The 16,569-nt window shown below is 71.0% G+C and carries 13 protein-coding genes; all 13 read right to left on the bottom strand.

The features are described from left to right. Positions 1–24: 24 nt before the first annotated feature. The 13 genes from IEY91_RS04290 to IEY91_RS04235 all read right to left on the bottom strand — a co-directional run bounded on the left by IEY91_RS04290 (position 25) and on the right by IEY91_RS04235 (position 16,472). The gene (locus IEY91_RS04290) at positions 25–1,179 is read right to left on the bottom strand and encodes an inositol-3-phosphate synthase (RefSeq protein WP_189172904.1); all 1,155 of its coding nucleotides are present in this window, start codon (positions 1,177–1,179) and stop codon (positions 25–27) included. Positions 1,180–1,309: 130 nt separating this feature from the next. Further along, a complete protein-coding gene (locus IEY91_RS04285; protein ID WP_189172903.1) occupies positions 1,310–2,713 on the bottom strand; it encodes a ThuA domain-containing protein in 1,404 nt (467 codons plus the stop codon). 15 nt (positions 2,714–2,728) lie between these two features. Further along, positions 2,729–5,188 (bottom strand): PQQ-dependent sugar dehydrogenase, encoded by a 2,460-nt coding sequence (locus tag IEY91_RS04280; RefSeq protein ID WP_189172902.1) that lies wholly within the window; start codon positions 5,186–5,188, stop codon positions 2,729–2,731. A 177-nt stretch (positions 5,189–5,365) separates the two neighbouring features. Further along, complete coding sequence (locus tag IEY91_RS04275) at positions 5,366–6,370, bottom strand: sugar phosphate isomerase/epimerase family protein (protein ID WP_189172901.1); 1,005 nt, start codon at positions 6,368–6,370, stop codon at positions 5,366–5,368. A 12-nt stretch (positions 6,371–6,382) separates the two neighbouring features. Next, positions 6,383–7,693, bottom strand: coding sequence for a Gfo/Idh/MocA family protein (locus IEY91_RS04270; RefSeq protein ID WP_189172900.1), 1,311 nt, complete (start codon positions 7,691–7,693; stop codon positions 6,383–6,385). A 48-nt stretch (positions 7,694–7,741) separates the two neighbouring features. Continuing rightward, entirely contained in the window at positions 7,742–8,794 is a 1,053-nt protein-coding gene (locus IEY91_RS04265) for a substrate-binding domain-containing protein (RefSeq protein ID WP_164318559.1), read from the bottom strand. Positions 8,795–8,806: 12 nt separating this feature from the next. Then, positions 8,807–9,826, bottom strand: a complete 1,020-nt coding sequence (locus IEY91_RS04260; protein WP_189172899.1) for an ABC transporter permease — start codon at positions 9,824–9,826, stop codon at positions 8,807–8,809. Further along, positions 9,823–11,415 carry a sugar ABC transporter ATP-binding protein gene (locus IEY91_RS04255; protein ID WP_189172898.1) on the bottom strand — a complete coding sequence of 531 codons (1,593 nt, stop codon included), beginning with the start codon at positions 11,413–11,415 and terminating at the stop codon, positions 9,823–9,825. Before IEY91_RS04255 ends, IEY91_RS04260 begins: the two co-directional genes overlap by 4 nt. Positions 11,416–11,536: 121 nt before the next feature. Beyond that, on the bottom strand, positions 11,537–12,718 hold the full coding sequence (locus IEY91_RS04250; protein ID WP_164318565.1) for an ROK family transcriptional regulator: 1,182 nt from the start codon (positions 12,716–12,718) through the stop codon (positions 11,537–11,539). 327 nt (positions 12,719–13,045) lie between these two features. Next, on the bottom strand, positions 13,046–13,723 hold the full coding sequence (locus IEY91_RS04245) for a GntR family transcriptional regulator (RefSeq protein WP_164328032.1): 678 nt from the start codon (positions 13,721–13,723) through the stop codon (positions 13,046–13,048). 166 nt (positions 13,724–13,889) lie between these two features. After that, on the bottom strand, positions 13,890–14,837 hold the full coding sequence (locus tag IEY91_RS04240) for a beta-ketoacyl-ACP synthase III (protein WP_164318567.1): 948 nt from the start codon (positions 14,835–14,837) through the stop codon (positions 13,890–13,892). Between the two features lie 140 nt (positions 14,838–14,977). Then, positions 14,978–15,121 carry an MFS transporter small subunit gene (locus tag IEY91_RS42755; RefSeq protein WP_444545463.1) on the bottom strand — a complete coding sequence of 48 codons (144 nt, stop codon included), beginning with the start codon at positions 15,119–15,121 and terminating at the stop codon, positions 14,978–14,980. Further along, entirely contained in the window at positions 15,096–16,472 is a 1,377-nt protein-coding gene (locus IEY91_RS04235) for an OFA family MFS transporter (RefSeq protein ID WP_229696698.1), read from the bottom strand. Before IEY91_RS04235 ends, IEY91_RS42755 begins: the two co-directional genes overlap by 26 nt. Positions 16,473–16,569 lie beyond the last annotated feature (97 nt).

The raw sequence follows: 16,569 nt of genomic DNA, 5'->3' as shown, positions 1-16,569 counted from the left end.
GCACCGGCCCCCCGCCAAGGGCCCTCATGCCTCGTCCCGAAGGCGAGCCGCGAAAGCGAGGAGGGCCATGTGCTGGTCCGGGAGGGCGGAGGAGGCGCCGGGGTCGGGGTCCTTGAAGTAGAAGGCGAGTTCGGGACGGGGGCCGGAGAGTCCGGTTTCGTGGGCGCGGGCGAGGAGGCGGGCCAGGTCGAGGATCAAGGGCGCGGCGAGTGCCGAGTCGCAGCCCTGCCAGGTGGTCTGGAGGGTCATGCGGGTGCCGAGGAAGCCTTCGAAGGCGATGTGGTCCCAGGCGGTCTTCCAGTCGCCGAGGGAGGGGACGTCGTCGATGTGGACCTCGCCCTCGGGGGCGGCGCCGAGGGTGTCGGCGAGGACGCGTTCCTTGCCCGCGTTCTTGGCGGCGGCCGCGCCGGGGTCGGCGAGGGCGGCGCCGTCGCCGCCGCCGAGGAGGTTGGTGCCGGACCAGGCGCGGACGGCGAGGGCGCGCTGGGCGAACATCGGGCCGAGGACGGACCGGAGCAAGGTCTGGCCGGTCTTGCCGTCGCGGCCGGCGAAGGGCAGGCGGGAGTCGGCGGCGAGGGCGGTGAGGTCGGGGTGGTGCAGGCCGGTTGAGGGGGTGAAGTTGGCGTAGGGGGCGCCGGCGCGCAGGGCGGCGGCGGCGTAGAGGGAGCTGGGGGGCAGTCGTTCGCCGTCGCCGGGGAGGGGTTCGGTGGAGGCGACGTTGATGACGACGACGCGGGCGAGACCGCGGCGGCGTCTGAAGTCGCGGATCTCGGCGGCGAAGGCGGTGATGAGTTCGTCGTCGGGGCGGGAGTCGCCGGGGAGGGGGCCGCCGGTGCGGATCTCGGTGTCGGCGGCGGCCAGTTCGGCGCGTACGGCAGCGGGCAGGCCGTGCGGCAGGACGCCCCCGGCGGCGAGTTGTTCGGCGCGTTTGGGCAGCGGGCACTCCACGGTGTCGTGCCCGCCGAAGACAAGGGAAGACAACGCCGGCAGTCCGCTGCCGGAGAAGGGAGGTGTCTCGGTGACCAGGCCGGTGGGCGGGTGCAGTCCCGCCGACATCGCGGCGCAGCCTGCGATGGCTGTCGTCGCGACGGAGCCGCGCGCTCCGATCAGCCACACCCCGGTCGGGGCGGCGGCGGAAGCGGTCGGGCCCGCGGTAGCAGTAGTGGACTCGGTGGACACGGCTGCCTCCTGTCGTCAGACACGTACGGTCATCACCCGCGCCTCGCGGTGCGGTGCCCCGCGCCGCGGGTCGCGGTGCGGGGCGGGCAAGACGGTGGGCGGAGGTCCGGCGTCCTCCGCCCACCGCCGTCTATCGGCCGCCCGTCTCCTTCCCGGCCTTGGCCGCGGGCAGCTCCTTCACCCGGATGTCGCGGAAGGTGACCTGGTCGTCGGCACCGTGGTTCTGGATGCCGATGTGGCCGTCACGCAGACTCCGCGCGGGATCGGTGTTGGTGTAGTCGTTGATCTTCACGCCGTTGAGCCAGATCTGCAGGTGCTCGCCCTCGACGCGGAGTTCGTAGGTGTTCCACTCCCCCGGCGGGTTGAGGGCCTTGTCGCGGGCGGCGAGGTCCGCGGACTTGAAGCCGTAGACGGAGCCGGTGGTCTTCTCCGGGACGTCGGTGGCGTCGATCTGGATCTCGTAGCCGTTGTTGACGGCCGTCCAGGGGTCGTCGGAGGGCGGGAAGCCCAGGAAGATCCCGGAGTTGTCGTCCTTGTCGGTGCCGGAAATCTTCCAGTCGAGCTTGAGGGAGTACGAGGCGAACTGCTTGGGCTGGTACCAGAGCAGGCCCATGCCGCCCGCAGAGGTGATGGTGCCGTCGTCCTTCCGCTCGAAGGAGCCGGGTCCGGCCTGCTTCCACCTGGCGAGGGAGTCCGCGGTGCCGTCGAAGAGCGGGGTGTAGCCCTGCTCGGGGCGGCAGTCGGCCTGGGCGGCGCCGACGGCGTAGCGGATGCCTCCGAGGAGGTGCCGGCGGAAGGCGGGGTCGGCGTAGGACTCCTTGGTGTGGCCGCCGCCGGTGTAGAAGGAGCGGCCGGGGGTTCCGTCGACGGATGCCTGGCACCAGGCGATGGGATGGTCGCCGCCCATCGAGCCGCCGCTGTAGGAGGACTCGTCGAGCGAGGCGAGGACGCGGGCGCGATCGCGCGGGTTGGAGCGGTAGTTGTACCACTCGTCGGTGCGCTCCCACACCGGCCCGAGGTGGGCGGTGGCGGGGTGGGCGTGGTCCTCGACGTCGACCTTGGCGCCCTGGATGGCCGGGTGGGACTGGAAGTAGGCGCCCGCGAGGCGGCCGTAGAAGGGCCAGTCGTACTCGGTGTCGGCGGCGGCGTGGACGCCGACGTAGCCGCCGCCCGCGCGGATGTAGCTCTCGAAGGCGGACTGCTGCTTGCCGTTGAGCACGTCGCCGGTCGTCGACATCCAGACGACGGCGTCGTAGCGGGAGAGGTTCTTCACGGTGAAGGCGCCGGCGTCCTCCGTCGCGTCGACGGTGAAGTCGTTGGCGGCGCCGAGTTGCTTGACGGCCGCGATGCCGTCGGGGATGGAGTCGTGGCGGAATCCGGCGGTCTTGGAGAAGACCAGGACGCGTTCGCCCGCCTTCTTGTCCTTGCCACCGGGGCTCTCGGAGTCCGGCTTGGAGGCGGCCGGGCCCGACACGCAGCCGATGAGCAGGGCGGCGGCCGCCGTGGCGGTGATCAGGCGTGCTGTCGCGCGCATGGGGTGGCCCCTTTCTCAGCTCGTGGTGAGGGTGAAGTCGTCGACGTCGTAGAGGGCGCCCGCGCCTTCGCCCTTGAAGACGAGGAAGAGGGTGGTCGTCCCGGCGGGTGCTCCGGCGAGGTCGGTGCTGACGTCGGTGTAGGTCTCCCAGGAGCCGGTGGGGTCGACCTTCGCGCTGCCGAGGAGCGTGCCGTCGGCCGAGCCGCTGCGGACCTCGAGGGTGCCGCCGGAGCCGGCGGAGGCGACGCGCGCGGTGAACTTCGTGGCGTTGCCGAGGATGTACGGCTTGAAGGACACCCAGTCGCCGTTGTGGATGTCGCCGACGGTCTTGCCGCCGTGCGCCGGGGTGTGGTTCACGACCGACACGCCCTGGGAGTCGCCGTAGTGCTCGCCCTGGCGGTGCTTGGGCTGGACGACGCTCTGGTCGTGGGTGGTCAGCGCGGGCTGGCCGTTGGCGCCCTTGTCGGTGTATTCGGCGTCGAAGACCCCGAAGATGTTCGCGTTCGGGTCGTGCTCGCCGTCCGCGGTCGTCTGCAGGGTGCCCTCGCAGCCGTTGGCGGAGGTGACGGGGTGGCCGTGGCTGTCGTGGCCGAGGATGTGGGTGACCTTGACCTTGGCGCAGTCGACGGGCCCGTCCTCGGGGTCGGTCACGGTCACCTTGAAGGGCACCTTGTCGCCGAAGGTGAAGAGCTGCCCGTCGCCGGGGAGTTCGAGCTTCACGGTGGGCGCGGTGTTGCCGACGGTGACGTGCGCGCTCGCGGTGCCGCTGCGGCCGGAGGGGTCCTTGGCGGTGACGGTCGCGGTGTGGACGCCGTTCTTGTCGTACGTGTGCGAGGGGTTCTGCTCGGTGGAGGTGGTGCCGTCACCGAAGTCCCAGGTGTACGTCAGCGCGTCGCCGTCGGCGTCGGTCGCCTCGGCCGTGAACTGGGTCTTCAGCGGGGCCTGGCCGCTGGTCACGGACGCCTCGGCCTCGACGACCGGCGAGTGGCCGCCGGTGGCGTTCTCGATGCGGTACAGGGCGGAGTTCTCGTCGCCGTTGAAGTAGCCGGTGCCGTAGTCGAGGACGTACAGGGCGCCGTCCGGGCCGAACTCCATGTCCATCACCTGGGTGCCCTTCCAGGGGAAGGCGTTGATGGACTTCACGGTGCCGTCCGCGCCCTGGTCGAGGCGCTTGATCCAGCGGCGCCCGAACTCGCCCGCGAAGTAGTTCCCGTCGTACGCCTGCGGGAACTTGACCGGCGAGTCCAGCTTGGCGTCGTAGCGGTAGATCGGGCCGCCCATGGGCGACTCCGAGCCGGTGCCGAACTCGGGGACCGATCCGCCGTCGTAGGGGATCCAGGCGGGCTGCGCCGGGGGCAGGTCGGTGCGGCCGGTGTTGTGCGGCGAGCTGTTCTTCGGCGCGGCGCAGTCGAACTTGGCGCCGGAGGCGCCGGTGGCGAAGTCGTAGTCGACGTACGCCTCGTTCTTGCCGGTGCAGTACGGCCAGCCGTAGTTGCCGGGCTTGGTCACGCGGGCGAACTCGACCTGGCCGGCGGGGCCGCGCGTCGGACTGGCGGCGCCCGCGTCGGGGCCGTAGTCGCCGACGTACACGATGCCGGTGGGCTTGTCGACGCTCATCCGGAAGGGGTTGCGGAAGCCCATCGCGTAGATCTCGGGGCGGGTCTTCTTGGCGCCCTTGGCGAAGAGGTTGCCCTTGGGTATGGAGTACGAGCCGTCCTGCCGCACCTTGACGCGCAGGATCTTGCCGCGCAGGTCGTTGGTGTTGCCGGCGGTGCGCTGGGCGTCGTAGGCGGGGTTGCGGGTGGAGCGTTCGTCGATGGGGGTGAAGCCGTCGGAGGCGAAGGGGTTGGAGTCGTCGCCCGTCGACAGGTAGAGGTTGCCGGACTTGTCGAAGTCGATGTCGCCGCCGACGTGGCAGCAGAGGCCGCGGTTGGCGGGGACGTCCAGGACCTTCTTCTCGCTCTTGGTGTCCAGGGTGCCGTCGGCCTTCAGGACGAAGCGGGACAGCCGGTTCACGCCGTCGAACTTCTTGAAGTCGGCCGCGGTGCCGTCGTTCGGGGCGTCGCCCGAGGGCGTGCTCAGCGGCGGGGCGTAGTAGAAGTAGACCGCCCTGTTCTTGCTGAAGCCCGGGTCGACGCCGACGCCTTGGAGGCCTTCCTCGTCGTGGCTGTAGACGGGGAGCTTCCCGGCGACCTTCGTCTCACCGGCGGCGTTCGTCAGACGCACCGTGCCGTCGCGGGAGGTGTGCAGGACCGACTTGTCCGGGAGTACGGCGAGGGTCATGGGCTCGCCCATCTCCGGTTCACCCTTGGCGAGCGTGACCTGCTGGAAGTCTTCGGCCTTCGGCTGCGGCCGCGCCTGCGGCTCGGACTGGGCACCGGCGTGCGGCGCGGCGAAGGTCAGGGTGGCGGCGGTGAGCAGAGTGCCGGTGAGCAGGGCGAGGCCTCTGCGGTTGCGTGGGCGGAGTCTGTGCACGGAGTCCTCCGGTCGGGGGCCGTTCACGGTGCGGGTGCGTGCCTGGCGCCCGGGGTGCGCCGTCACCCCGGGAGGGGTCTATGTCCTGTACACATCAGGGACGGTAGCTACGTTTGTCCTTGGCCGAAAGCCCTTGCGCACTACGTAAGTTGGACTTTCGCCCGGGGCTGGACAAACTCACTTGTCGCCGCCGAACGCCGCGTCGAACGACGCCGTCGGAGGTTCGAAGTCGTACGCCTTCAAGTGGCGCAGTGCCTCCGGGGCGCCCTGGAGGCGGTCCATGCCCGCGTCCTCCCACTCCACCGAGACGGGACCTTCGTAGCCGATCGAGCGCAGCATCCGGAACACGTCCTCCCAGGGGACGTCCCCGTGGCCCGCGGAGACGAAGTCCCAGCCGCGGCGCGGGTCGCCCCACGGCAGGTGGGAGCCGAGCCGCCCGTTGCGCCCGTCGAGGCGGCGCCGGGCCTCCTTGCAGTCCACGTGGTAGATGCGGTCGCGGAAGTCGTAGAGGAAGCCGACCGGGTCGAGGTCCTGCCACACGAAGTGGGAGGGGTCGAAGTTCAGGCCGAAGGCGGGCCGGTGGCCGACCGCCTCCAGGGCCTTGTGCGTCGTCCAGTAGTCGTACGCGATCTCCGAGGGGTGGACCTCGTGCGCGAAGCGGACGCCCTGCGCGTCGAAGACGTCCAGGATGGGGTTCCAGCGCTCCGCGAAGTCCTCGTAGCCGCGCTCGATCATCGACTCGGGCGCGGGCGGGAACATCGCCACCAGGTGCCAGATGGCCGACCCGGTGAAGCCGACGACGGTGTCCACGCCGAACTTCGCCGCGGCGCGCGCGGTGTCCGCGATCTCGGCCGCGGCCCGCTGCCGTACGCCCTCCACGTCGCCGTCGCCCCAGATGCGCCCCGGCAGGATCGCCTGATGGCGCTCGTCGATGATCGCGTCGCAGACCGCCTGGCCGACCAGGTGGTTGGAGATGGCCCAGCATTTGAGGCCGTACTTGTCGAGCAGCGCGTGCCGCCCGTCGACGTACGAAGGGTCGGCGAGGGCCTTGTCGACCTCGAAGTGGTCGCCCCAGCAGGCGAGTTCGAGGCCGTCGTAGCCGAAGTCGCGGGCCAGGGTGCAGACCTCTTCGAGGGGCAGGTCCGCCCACTGGCCGGTGAAGAGTGTGTACGAGCGGGGCATCGGCGAGCCTCCTCAGGCGATGTGGGCGCCGGTTTCGGCGTGGGCGTTCACGCGGGCCCGGGCAGGGGCGCCGACGGGGGTGTACACCGCGTTCTTCGCCGCGCTCTCCTCCACGGCCGCGAGCACCCGCTGCACGGAGAGCCCGTCCGCGAAGGACGGCTGGGGCACGGTGCCCGTGGCGATGGCGTGGAGCAGGTCGCGGGCCTGGTGCACGAACGTGTGCTCGTAGCCGAGTCCGTGGCCGGGCGGCCACCAGGCCTCCAGGTAGGGGTGGCCGGGTTCGGTGACGAGGATGCGGCGGAAGCCGGACGAGACGGCGGGCTCGGTGTGGTCGTGGAAGGAGAGTTCGTTCAGGCGCTCCAGGTCGAAGGCCAACGAGCCGTCCGAGCCGTTGAGTTCGAGCCGCAGCGCGTTCTTGCGGCCGGCCGCGAACCGGGTCGCCTCGAAGACGGCGAGCGCTCCCGAGGGGAAGCGCGCGGTGAAGACGGCGGCGTCGTCGACCGTGACCTCGCCGGTCCCGGCCCGGACCGGCCCGCCGTCTCCATCCGCGGCGCCCGCCGCGGTGATCCCGGTGGACGTCCCCTCAAGGAGCGGCCGTTCGCGTACGAACGTCTCCGTCAGCGCCGAGACGCCCGCGACGGCCTCCCCCGTGAGGAACTGCGCGAGGTCCACGATGTGCGCGCCGAGGTCCCCGAGGGCGCCCGAGCCCGCGCGGTCCTTGCGCAGCCGCCAGGTCAGCGGGAAGGAGGGGTCGACCAGCCAGTCCTGGAGGTAGGTGAGGCGTACGTGCCGCAGCGTACCGAGCCGCCCCTCGGCGACCATCCGGCGGGCGAGGGCGAGCGCGGGCACCCGGCGGTAGTTGAAGCCGACCATCGCCACCTGGCCGCGCGCGGCGGCCCGTTCGGCGGCGGCCGCCATGGCCTCGGCCTCCTCGACGGTGTTGGCGAGGGGCTTCTCGCACAGGACGTGCTTGCCCGCGTCGAGTGCGGCGATCGCGATCTCCGCGTGGCTGTCGCCGGGCGTGCAGATGTCGACGAGATCGACGTCGTCGCGGGCGATGAGGGCGCGCCAGTCGGTCTCGGCGGCGGCCCAGCCGAGCCGGTCGGCGGCGGCGCGCACGGCCGTGCCGTCACGGCCGCAGACGGCGGCGAGCCGCGCGTCGACCGGCAGGTCGAAGACGCGTCCCACGGTCCGCCAGCCCTGCGAGTGGGCGGCGCCCATGAAGGCGTATCCGACCATCCCCACGCCGAGTCGACGCCGCCCGGCCCCGGGGCCGTCCGTCGGCCCGGCCCCGGGCGCGGCCTCGTGCTCCGTCTCACTCATGCGGTAACTCCTCCTGGTCGACGCCTGCTTCACCGGTCAGTGGGCACCTCACTTGAAGCCGGTGGACATGTACTGGTCGACGTTGTCCTTGTCGACGACGGCCGAGTAGAGCGTGAGGGAGGCCGGGATCTCGAACTCCGCCATGCCGCTGATGCCCTTGCCCTGACCGAGCGCCCGCGCCAGGTCGATCGCGGAGGCCGCCATCGTCGGCGGGTACAGGACGGTGGCCTTCAGCACGCCCCGGTCCTGCTTGATCTCCTCGAAGGCGGACAGCGCGCCCGCGCCGCCGACCATCAGGAAGCCGTCACGCCCGGCCTGCTTGATGGCGCGCAGGGCGCCCACGCCCTGGTCGTCGTCGTGGTTCCACAGCGCGTCGAAGTTCTTCTGCGCCTGCAGAAGCTGCGACATCTTCGACTGCCCGGACTCCACCGTGAACTCGGCGGCCTGCCGCGCGACCTTCTCGATGTTCGAGTAGTTCTTCAGCGCGTCGTCGAAGCCCTTGGTGCGCTCCTTGGTCAGCTCCAGGTTGTCGAGCCCGGCCAGCTCGATGACCTTCGCGTTCTTCTTGTCCTTGAGCTTCTCGCCGATGTAGTGCCCGGCGTTCAGGCCCATGCCGTAGTTGTCGCCGCCGATCCAGCAGCGGTAGGCCTGCGCGGAGGCGAAGATGCGGTCGAGGTTGACGACGGGGATGCCGGCCTTCATGGCCTTGAGGCCGACCTGGGTGAGAGCCTTGCCGTCTGCGGGCAGGATGACGAGGACGTCGACCTTCTTGTTGATGAGGGTCTCGACCTGGCCGATCTGCGCGGCGGTGTCGTTGGAGCCCTCGGTCGCCTCCAGGGTGACGTCCTTGTACCTCTTCGCCCGCTCCTTGGCGTTGTCGTTGATGGCGTTCAGCCACCCGTGGTCGGCCTGCGGACCCGCGAAGCCGATGGTGACGGCCTTGCCGGGCTTGTCGTCGGCGACGGCCTGCTTGTTGTCCTCGGCCGAGTCCCCTCCCTCAGAGTCCTTGGACTCATTGCTGGTGCAGCCGGTCAGCACAGCACCCGCGGACACGGCGGCCGCGCCGAAGAGCAGACCTCTGCGGCTCGTGAACTCTGGCATGACATGAACCCCTTAGGTGGTAGCCGTACGCCGCTGGACGAGGACCGCGGCCACGATGATCGCGCCCTTGGCGATCTGCTGGACGGCGGTCTCCAGGTTGTTGAGCGCGAAGATGTTCTGGATCGTGATGAAGATCAGCACGCCGAGCACGGAGCCGGTGATGGTGCCGCGCCCCCCGCTGAGCAGGGTGCCGCCGATGATCGCGGCCGCGATGGCATCGAGTTCGTACAGATTGCCGTTGGTGTTCTGACCCGACCCGGACAGGACGATCAGCAGGAAGGCGGCGATCCCGCAGCACAGCCCCGAGAGCAGGTACAGGTACAGCCGCTGCCTGCGTACGTCGATGCCCGCCAGGCGCGCCGCCTCTGGGTTGCCGCCCACCGCCACCGAACGCCGCCCGAACGTGGTCCGGTTCAGCAGCAGCCAGCCCACGACGGTCACGGCCGCGAAGACCATCACCAACGGCGGGATGCCGAGGATGTAGGAGTCACGCTCGCCGAGCTTCAACACCCCGTCGACGGTGACCATTTGGGTCTTGCCGTCGGTGATCTCCAGGGCGAGGCCGCGCCCGGAGGCGAGCATGGCGAGGGTGGCGATGAACGGCACCATGCCGCCGTACGCGATCAGCAGCCCGTTCACGAGCCCGCACCCCAGGCCCACGACCACGGCTGTGAAGAGGATGCCGGCGAAGCCGTAGTCCTGGGTGGCCACCGTCGTGGCCCACACCGACGCCAGCGCCACGATCGCGCCGACCGACAGGTCGATGCCGCCCGAGATGATCACGAAGGTCATGCCGACCGTGACCACACCGATCACGGACGCCTGAGTGAGGACCAGCTGCAGGTTGTCGGTGTCCAGGAACGCCTCGGGCTCGGTGACACCACCGATCACGACAAGAGCAGCCAGGACGCCGAGCAACGACAGGGTCCGCAGGTCGGCGCGGAAGACGACGGACCACCACGGGCTCTTGTCGCCGTCCGCCGGCGGGATCTTGTCGGTGACGGGCCGGGCGGGCGATGCGGGCTGCGTCATGACGCCGGGCTTCCTTCCGTGGTGGCGGGGCCGCTGGGGCTCTTGGTGAGGGTGGGGCCGTGCTGGCCGGAGGCGAGGACGAGATCGAGTACGCGGTGTTCGTCGAGGTCACGGGCCGGCGCGGTGTGTACGACGTGGCCTTCGCGCAGGACCAGGACGCGGTCGGCGAGGCCGAGCACCTCGGGCACTTCGCTGGACACGAGGAGCACGGCGAGGCCCTCGTCGGCGAGCCGCCGGATCACGGTGTACAGCTCGGCGCGGGCGCCGACGTCGACGCCACGGGTCGGCTCGTCGAGCAGCAGCACGCGGCAGCCGCGAAGCAGCCAGCGGGCGAGCACGGCCTTCTGCTGGTTGCCGCCGGAGAGGGTGCGCACGGGCACGGACGGGTTGTCCGGCCTGAGCGACAGCTCCCGGGTGGCGGCGCGGGCGGCCTGGAGCTCCTTGCCCCGGTCCACCCAACCGCCGTACGAGAAGCGGGACATGGAGGACACCGAGACGTTGCGGGTGACGGACTCCAGCATCAGCAGGGCCTGCGCCTTGCGCTCCTCGGGCGCGAGACCGAGTCCGGCGCGCACGGCCGCGCGGACGCTGCCGGGCCGCAACACCCGCCCGTCCACCCGCACTTGTCCGGCCGTCGGCTTGCGCGCGCCGAAGATGGTCTCCAGGATCTCCGACCGCCCGGAGCCCACGAGCCCGGCGAGACCGACGATCTCACCGGGCCGCAGTTCGAGGTCGAGCGGCGCGAACTCGCCGTCCCTGGCGAGTCCTTGTACGGAGAGGACGGGCTCGGGCGGAGCCGCGTCCGCCCCGGACTCCACCGCCATCGGCCGCTCGGGAAAGACGTACTCCACGTTCCGCCCGGTCATCAGCGCGATGACCTCGCGCGTCGGGGTCTCCTTGGCGGGCAGCCCGACGGCGACGGCACGGCCGTCCTTGAGGACGGTGACGCGGTCGCCGATGCGGCGGATCTCCTCCAGGCGGTGGGAGATGTAGACGACGGCGACACCGCCGGCCGTCAGGTCGCCGACGATGCGGAAGAGGTTGTCGACCTCGTCCGGGTCGAGCGCGGCGGACGGCTCGTCCATGACGATCAGGCGCACCTCATGGGAGAGCGCGCGGGCCATCGACACGATCTGCTGCTGGGCCGCGGAGAGGTTCCCCACGAGCCGCGCCGGATCGATCTCGCCGTGCCCGAGCCGCTTGAGCAGCGCGGCGGTCGACGCTCGCGCGTCGCGTCCGCGCACCACGAAACCGGCGGAGGTCGGCTCGTGCCCGAGGTAGACGTTCTCGGCCACGGACAGGCCCTCCACCAGGTCGAGTTCCTGGTAGATGGTGGCGATGCCGAGGCGCATGGCGGCGATCGGGGAGCGCAGCGTGACCTCGTCGCCGCGCCAGACGATCTTCCCGCCGTCGGGCTGGTGGGCACCCGCGAGGACCTTGATGAGAGTGGACTTGCCGGCGCCGTTCTGGCCGAGCAGGCAGTGCACCTCACCGGCCTGGACGTGCAGGTCGACGCCGTCGAGCGCGCGGACGCCCGGGAACGACTTGGTGATGCCGGACATGGTGAGCAGGGGTGGTTCTGGTGCCATGACGGTTCCCTCGGGGGGTGCGGCCGGTTTCAGGGCAGAGCAGGGTGATCTTGTAGAGGGCATGACAATGTTGATCAAGGTGCTGCGGGACGCCGATTGCGCGTCTGTGCGTCCGGGCCGGTCAGGCCGGTGAGAACAGGTGGTCGCTGATGAGGCGGGCGCCGCCGATGACTCCGGCGGTGGGGCCCAGCTCGCCGAGGACGATGGGGAGGTTGCCGGTCGCAAGCGGCAGCGACTGGCGGTAGACCTGGGTGCGGATCGCGGCGAGCAGCGTGTGGCCGAGGCCGGTGACGCCGCCGCCGATCACCACGAGGCCGGGGTTGAAGAAGCTGACGAGTCCCGCGATGACCTGGCCCGTGCGGTTGCCGCCGGCGCGGATCAGGTCGAGCGCGGTGGGGTCACCGGCGGCGGCCGCCGCGGCGACGTCCACGGCGGAGAGCCGGCCGGAGTCCTCGAAACGCGTGGAGAGTTCCGGCGAACGCCCCTGGTGGGCAGCCTCCTCGGCGTCGCGGGCGAGCGCGGCGCCGCTGAAGTAGGCCTCCAGGCAGCCCTTGTTGCCGCACGCGCACGGGCGGCCGTCCGGTTCCACCTGGATGTGGCCTATGTCGCCCGCGCTGCCCGTCGTACCGCGGTACACCTCACCGCCGACGACGATGCCGCAGCCGATGCCGGTGCCTATCTTGACGCAGAGGAAGTCGCCCACGGAGCGGGCGACGCCCGCGTGCTGTTCCCCCATCGCCATCAGGTTCACGTCGTTGTCGACCATCACCGGGCAGCCGAGGTCCTGGCTCAGTGCCTCCCGTACGGGGAAGCCGTCCCAGCCGGGCATGATCGGCGGTGCGACCGGGACGCCCTCGGGGAAGCGGACGGGGCCCGGTACGCCGATGCCGGCGCCGTCGAAACCCTCCGCGAGACCGGAGGCGCGCAATTTGGCCGCCATGGCGAGGACTTGCTCGAAGACCGCGACCGGGCCCTCGCGTACGTCCATGGGCTGGTTGATGTGGCCGAGGACCTCCAGCTCGGCGTTGGTGACGGCGACGTCGACCGAGGTCGCGCCGATGTCCACGCCGAGGAAGCGGAGGGCCGGGGCCAGGCGGATGTTGTGGGAGCGGCGGCCGCCTCGGGACGCCGCGAGGCCGTCGGCGACCACCAGGCCCGTTTCCAGGAGGCGGTCCACCTCCACGGCCAGCTTTGACCTGGAGAGGTCGACCTGGTCGCCCAGTTGGGCGCGGGAGTTGGGCCCTCCGTCGCGCAGCAGCCGCAGTAGTCGCGCCTGGTGCGCGTTGGCGGGTCGAGCCGTCATACGTCTCACGCGCCCCTCCCCGCCTGTTCGGCCGAATCCCGTGTGTGTTCGTTGGGCTTTCGAGGGGAACGTAGCAGCGCGTGCCGGGGCTGGGAAGAAGTTGAGCGCGAATTGGCTTCGACTTTCTCCTGTTCCAGGACAAAGGTGGGGGATGGGGGGCCCTCGCGGGTGGCGCCCCAGGCCCGCCCCTTCCCGTAACCAGGGGCTGCCGCCCCTGGACCCCGCTGATCGCCGCTTCGCGGCTCGTCCTCAAACGCCGGACAGGCTAAAACCTTGCCGGTGCGGCTGCGTTGTTTCAGCCCGTCCGGCGTTTGAGGACAAGGCCGGTCAGGCCGTCTCCCGCTCGTGGTACGTCTTGCGCGTGTGCTCCGTGTGCGCCCGCATGACCTCCGTCGCACGCGCCTCGTCGCGGGCGGCGATCGCGGCGATGAGCTGGCGGTGCTCGATCCAGGACTGGATTCCGCGCTGCCGAGCCACCGGCGTGTAGTACCAGCGGACGCGCCGGTCGACCTGCCCGGCCAGTTCGGCGAGGACGACGTTCCCGGCGAGTTCCATCACCTTGGCGTGGAAGGCCGCGTTGGTGGCGACGACGAGGTCGACGTCAGCGTCCGCGACGGCCGACTCCCCCTTGGCACACAGCTCTTCGAGGGCGGCGATACCGGCCGACCCGGCGTTGGCGGCGGCGAGCCGGGCCGCCTCGGCCTCCAGGAGGGTGCGGACCGTGAGCAGTTGGTCCGCCTCCTCCTCCGTCGGCTCGTGCACGAACGCGCCCTGCGCGGGGCGCAGGTCCACCCAGCCCTCGGTGTTGAGCCGCTGCAACGCCTCGCGGACGGGCTGGCGGGACACCCCGAGGTGCCCGGCCAGCTCGCTCTCGACCAGGTGCTGGCCGGGCCGGAGCGCGCGCGTGGTGATGAGTTCGAGCAGCGCCTCGTAGACCCGCTCGCGCAGCGGGCCCGGCCGTTCCAGCTTGGGCACCGTCCCCTGTGGCAGTCCTGCGGACAACATCCCGGCCCCCTCCTGGACGACGTCAAGCCATGCATGCCGGCTAAGTCATGCAAGCCAAACGAATTGGCTTTTGTCTACAGTTTACCGAGCACAAGGGCCAGTACCAGGGGGAGTTGAACGCGTCACGCTCGCGGGACGGCGGACGCGCTCAGCGAACGGCTCGCGCTCAGGGGCAGCGCACTACCTGGCCCGCGTACGACAAGTTCCCCCCGAACCCGAACAGCAGCACCGGGTCCCCCTTCGAGATCTCGCCCCGCTCCACCAGCTTCGAAAGCGCCAGCGGCACCGACGCCGCCGACGTGTTGCCGGAGTCCACGACGTCCCGGGCTACGACGGCGTTCACCGCCCCGATCCGCTCGGCCAGCGGCTCCACGATGCGCAGGTTGGCCTGGTGGAGGACGACGGCGGCCAGGTCGGCGGGGGTGAGCCCGGCGCGTTCGCAGGTCGCGCGGGCCAGCGGCGGCAACTGCGTGGTCGCCCAGCGGTAGACGCTCTGCCCCTCCTGCGCGAACCGCGGCGGCGTCCCCTCGATGCGCACCGCGTGCCCCATCTCCGGCACGGAGCCCCACAGCACGGGACTGATCCCGGGCTCCTCGCCCTCCGCGCAGGCCTCGACGACCGCCGCGCCCGCGCCGTCACCGACGAGCACGCAGGTGGTGCGGTCGGACCAGTCCGTGATCTCGGACATCTTGTCGGCGCCGATGACCAGGGCCCGGCTCGCCGCCCCGGCCTTCACGGCGTGGTCGGCGGTGGCGAGCGCGTGCGTGAAGCCCGCGCAGACGACGTTGACGTCCATCGCGGCGGGCGAGCCGAGGCCGAGCCGGGCGGCGACGCGCGCGGCCATGTTCGGCGAGCGGTCGATGGCGGTGGACGTGGCGACGACGACCAGGTCGACGGAGGAGGGCGCGCGGCCCGCGGAGGCGAGGGCCTTGGCGGCGGCGTGCGCGGCGAGCTCGTCGACGGGCTCGCCGGGTCCGGCGAGGTGGCGGGTGCGGATGCCGACCCGGGAGCGGATCCACTCGTCGCTGGTGTCGACCATGCCCGCCAAGTCCTCATTGGTGAGCACCTTGGCGGGCTGGTAGTGGCCGACGGCGGCGATGCGTGAGCCGGGCATGGGCGATCCCCTCGTGGTGCAGGCAGTGCGGGACGTGCAGGAAGTGCGTGACCGTCCAGTCTGCTCAGCGACTCACGGGTAACAGGTGAGGTAATGCGACAGGAAAGGGGCGTCCCCTTTGGATGCTTCGCCACATCGTGTCACCCGGTGAAGAGCTGTTTGGCCTTGTGTACGAGTTCGTAGACGCCGTACGCCAACGGCAGCCCGACCCAGAGCCAGGCCCCGACGATCAGCGGCCGGCGACGCGGCGGGGCCGGGTCACTTGGCCGAGCGCTCGGCGTCATCGGTGTCGGCGGCCGATTCGGCTGCGGCTGATTCGGCTGCGTCGTCATCGGACGGCTCCTTCGCGGCGGAGATGTGGTGGCGCGCGTGCACGGGACGTACCAGCTCATTGGCTACGAAGCCGACGACGAGCAGGCCGATCATGATGGTGAGGGAGACCCCGTACAGCCCGGGGCCGTGCTTGCCCGCCTCCTCCTGGCGGTCGGCCACCCAGTTCACGATCAGCGGCCCGAGCACCCCGGCGAGCGACCAGGCGGTGAGCAGCCGGCCGTGGATCGCGCCGACCTGGTAGGTGCCGAAGAGGTCCTTGAGGTAGGCGGGGATCGTCGCGAAGCCGCCGCCGTAGAAGGAGAGGATGACCAGCGCGCAGACGATGAACAGGGGCTTGGAGTCGTCGCCGAAGCGGGCGATGAGCAGGTACATGAGCGCGCCCGCGCCCAGGTAGAGGCGGTACACGTTCTTGCGGCCGACCAGGTCGGACGCCGAGGACCAGCCGATGCGGCCCGCCATGTTCGCGGCCGAGAGCAGCGCGACGAAGCCCGCGGCGGCGGACGCGGAGACGGGCGCCGAGGTGTCCGCGAAGAAGTCGGTGATCATCGGCGCGGCCTTCTCCAGGATGCCGATGCCCGCGGTCACGTTCATGCAGAGGACCACCCACAGGCACCAGAACTGCGGGGTGCGCACGGCCTGCCGGGCCGAGACCTGCGGGCCGTCCAGCGGTGCCGGAGCGCCGGGGACCACCGCGCCCTCCGTCCTCGGCACCCGCACGAGCACCACGCCGAGGGCCATGAACACCGCGTACGAAAGTCCGTGTACGAGGAAGGCGAGCGCGATGCCGGAGGAGTCGTCGCCGAACGTCTCCAGCATCTGCGCCGACCACGGCGAGGCGATCAGGGCGCCGCCGCCGAAGCCCATGATCGCGATGCCGGTGGCCATGCCGGGGCGGTCGGGGAACCACTTGATCAGGGTCGACACCGGGGAGATGTAGCCGATGCCGAGTCCGATGCCGCCGACGAAGCCGTAGCCGAAGACGATCAGCCAGTACTGGCTGGTCGCGGCGCCCAGCGCGGCGATCAGGAAGCCGGAGGAGAAGCAGACGAGTGCGACGGACATCGCCCAGCGCGGTCCGTTGCGCTCCACGAGGGTGCCGCCGAACGCGGCGGACAGGCCGAGCATGACGATGCCGAGCTGGAACGGCAGCGCGCTCTGGGTGCCGCTGAGGTCGAGGGCGGATTCCAGGGGTGGTTTGAAGACGCTCCAGGCGTAGGCCTGGCCGATCGAGAGATGCACCGACAGGGCGGCGGGCGGCACGAGCCAGCGGCTCCAGCCGGGTGGTGCTACGGGGGGCCTCATGATCCCGAACGGTAGGAATCCGACGGGCCGTTGGGAAGGGGGCGGACAGGGATGGGTCGACGGTATGCAATGTTCGGGGCTCGCGTCAGCGATGTTC

Origin of the sequence: Streptomyces lasiicapitis (assembly GCF_014646335.1) — a bacterium.
GTDB classification, from domain to species: Bacteria; Actinomycetota; Actinomycetes; order Streptomycetales; family Streptomycetaceae; genus Streptomyces; species Streptomyces lasiicapitis.
The sequence above is the reverse complement of the archived record's forward strand: the minus strand, read 5'-3'. Positions and strand labels throughout refer to the sequence as shown.

Bases quoted from the DNA above. Each gene is read 5' to 3' on its own strand.
- IEY91_RS04285 (WP_189172903.1), bottom strand. From the start codon at position 2,713: ATGCGCGCGACAGCACGCCTGATCACCGCCACGGCGGCCGCCGCCCTG.
- IEY91_RS04275 (WP_189172901.1), bottom strand. From the start codon at position 6,370: ATGCCCCGCTCGTACACACTCTTCACCGGCCAGTGGGCGGACCTGCCC.
- IEY91_RS04270 (WP_189172900.1), bottom strand. From the start codon at position 7,693: ATGAGTGAGACGGAGCACGAGGCCGCGCCCGGGGCCGGGCCGACGGAC.
- IEY91_RS04265 (WP_164318559.1), bottom strand. From the start codon at position 8,794: ATGCCAGAGTTCACGAGCCGCAGAGGTCTGCTCTTCGGCGCGGCCGCC.
- IEY91_RS04260 (WP_189172899.1), bottom strand. From the start codon at position 9,826: ATGACGCAGCCCGCATCGCCCGCCCGGCCCGTCACCGACAAGATCCCG.
- IEY91_RS04255 (WP_189172898.1), bottom strand. From the start codon at position 11,415: ATGGCACCAGAACCACCCCTGCTCACCATGTCCGGCATCACCAAGTCG.
- IEY91_RS04250 (WP_164318565.1), bottom strand. From the start codon at position 12,718: ATGACGGCTCGACCCGCCAACGCGCACCAGGCGCGACTACTGCGGCTG.
- IEY91_RS04245 (WP_164328032.1), bottom strand. From the start codon at position 13,723: ATGTTGTCCGCAGGACTGCCACAGGGGACGGTGCCCAAGCTGGAACGG.
- IEY91_RS04240 (WP_164318567.1), bottom strand. From the start codon at position 14,837: ATGCCCGGCTCACGCATCGCCGCCGTCGGCCACTACCAGCCCGCCAAG.
- IEY91_RS42755 (WP_444545463.1), bottom strand. From the start codon at position 15,121: ATGACGCCGAGCGCTCGGCCAAGTGACCCGGCCCCGCCGCGTCGCCGG.
- IEY91_RS04235 (WP_229696698.1), bottom strand. From the start codon at position 16,472: ATGAGGCCCCCCGTAGCACCACCCGGCTGGAGCCGCTGGCTCGTGCCG.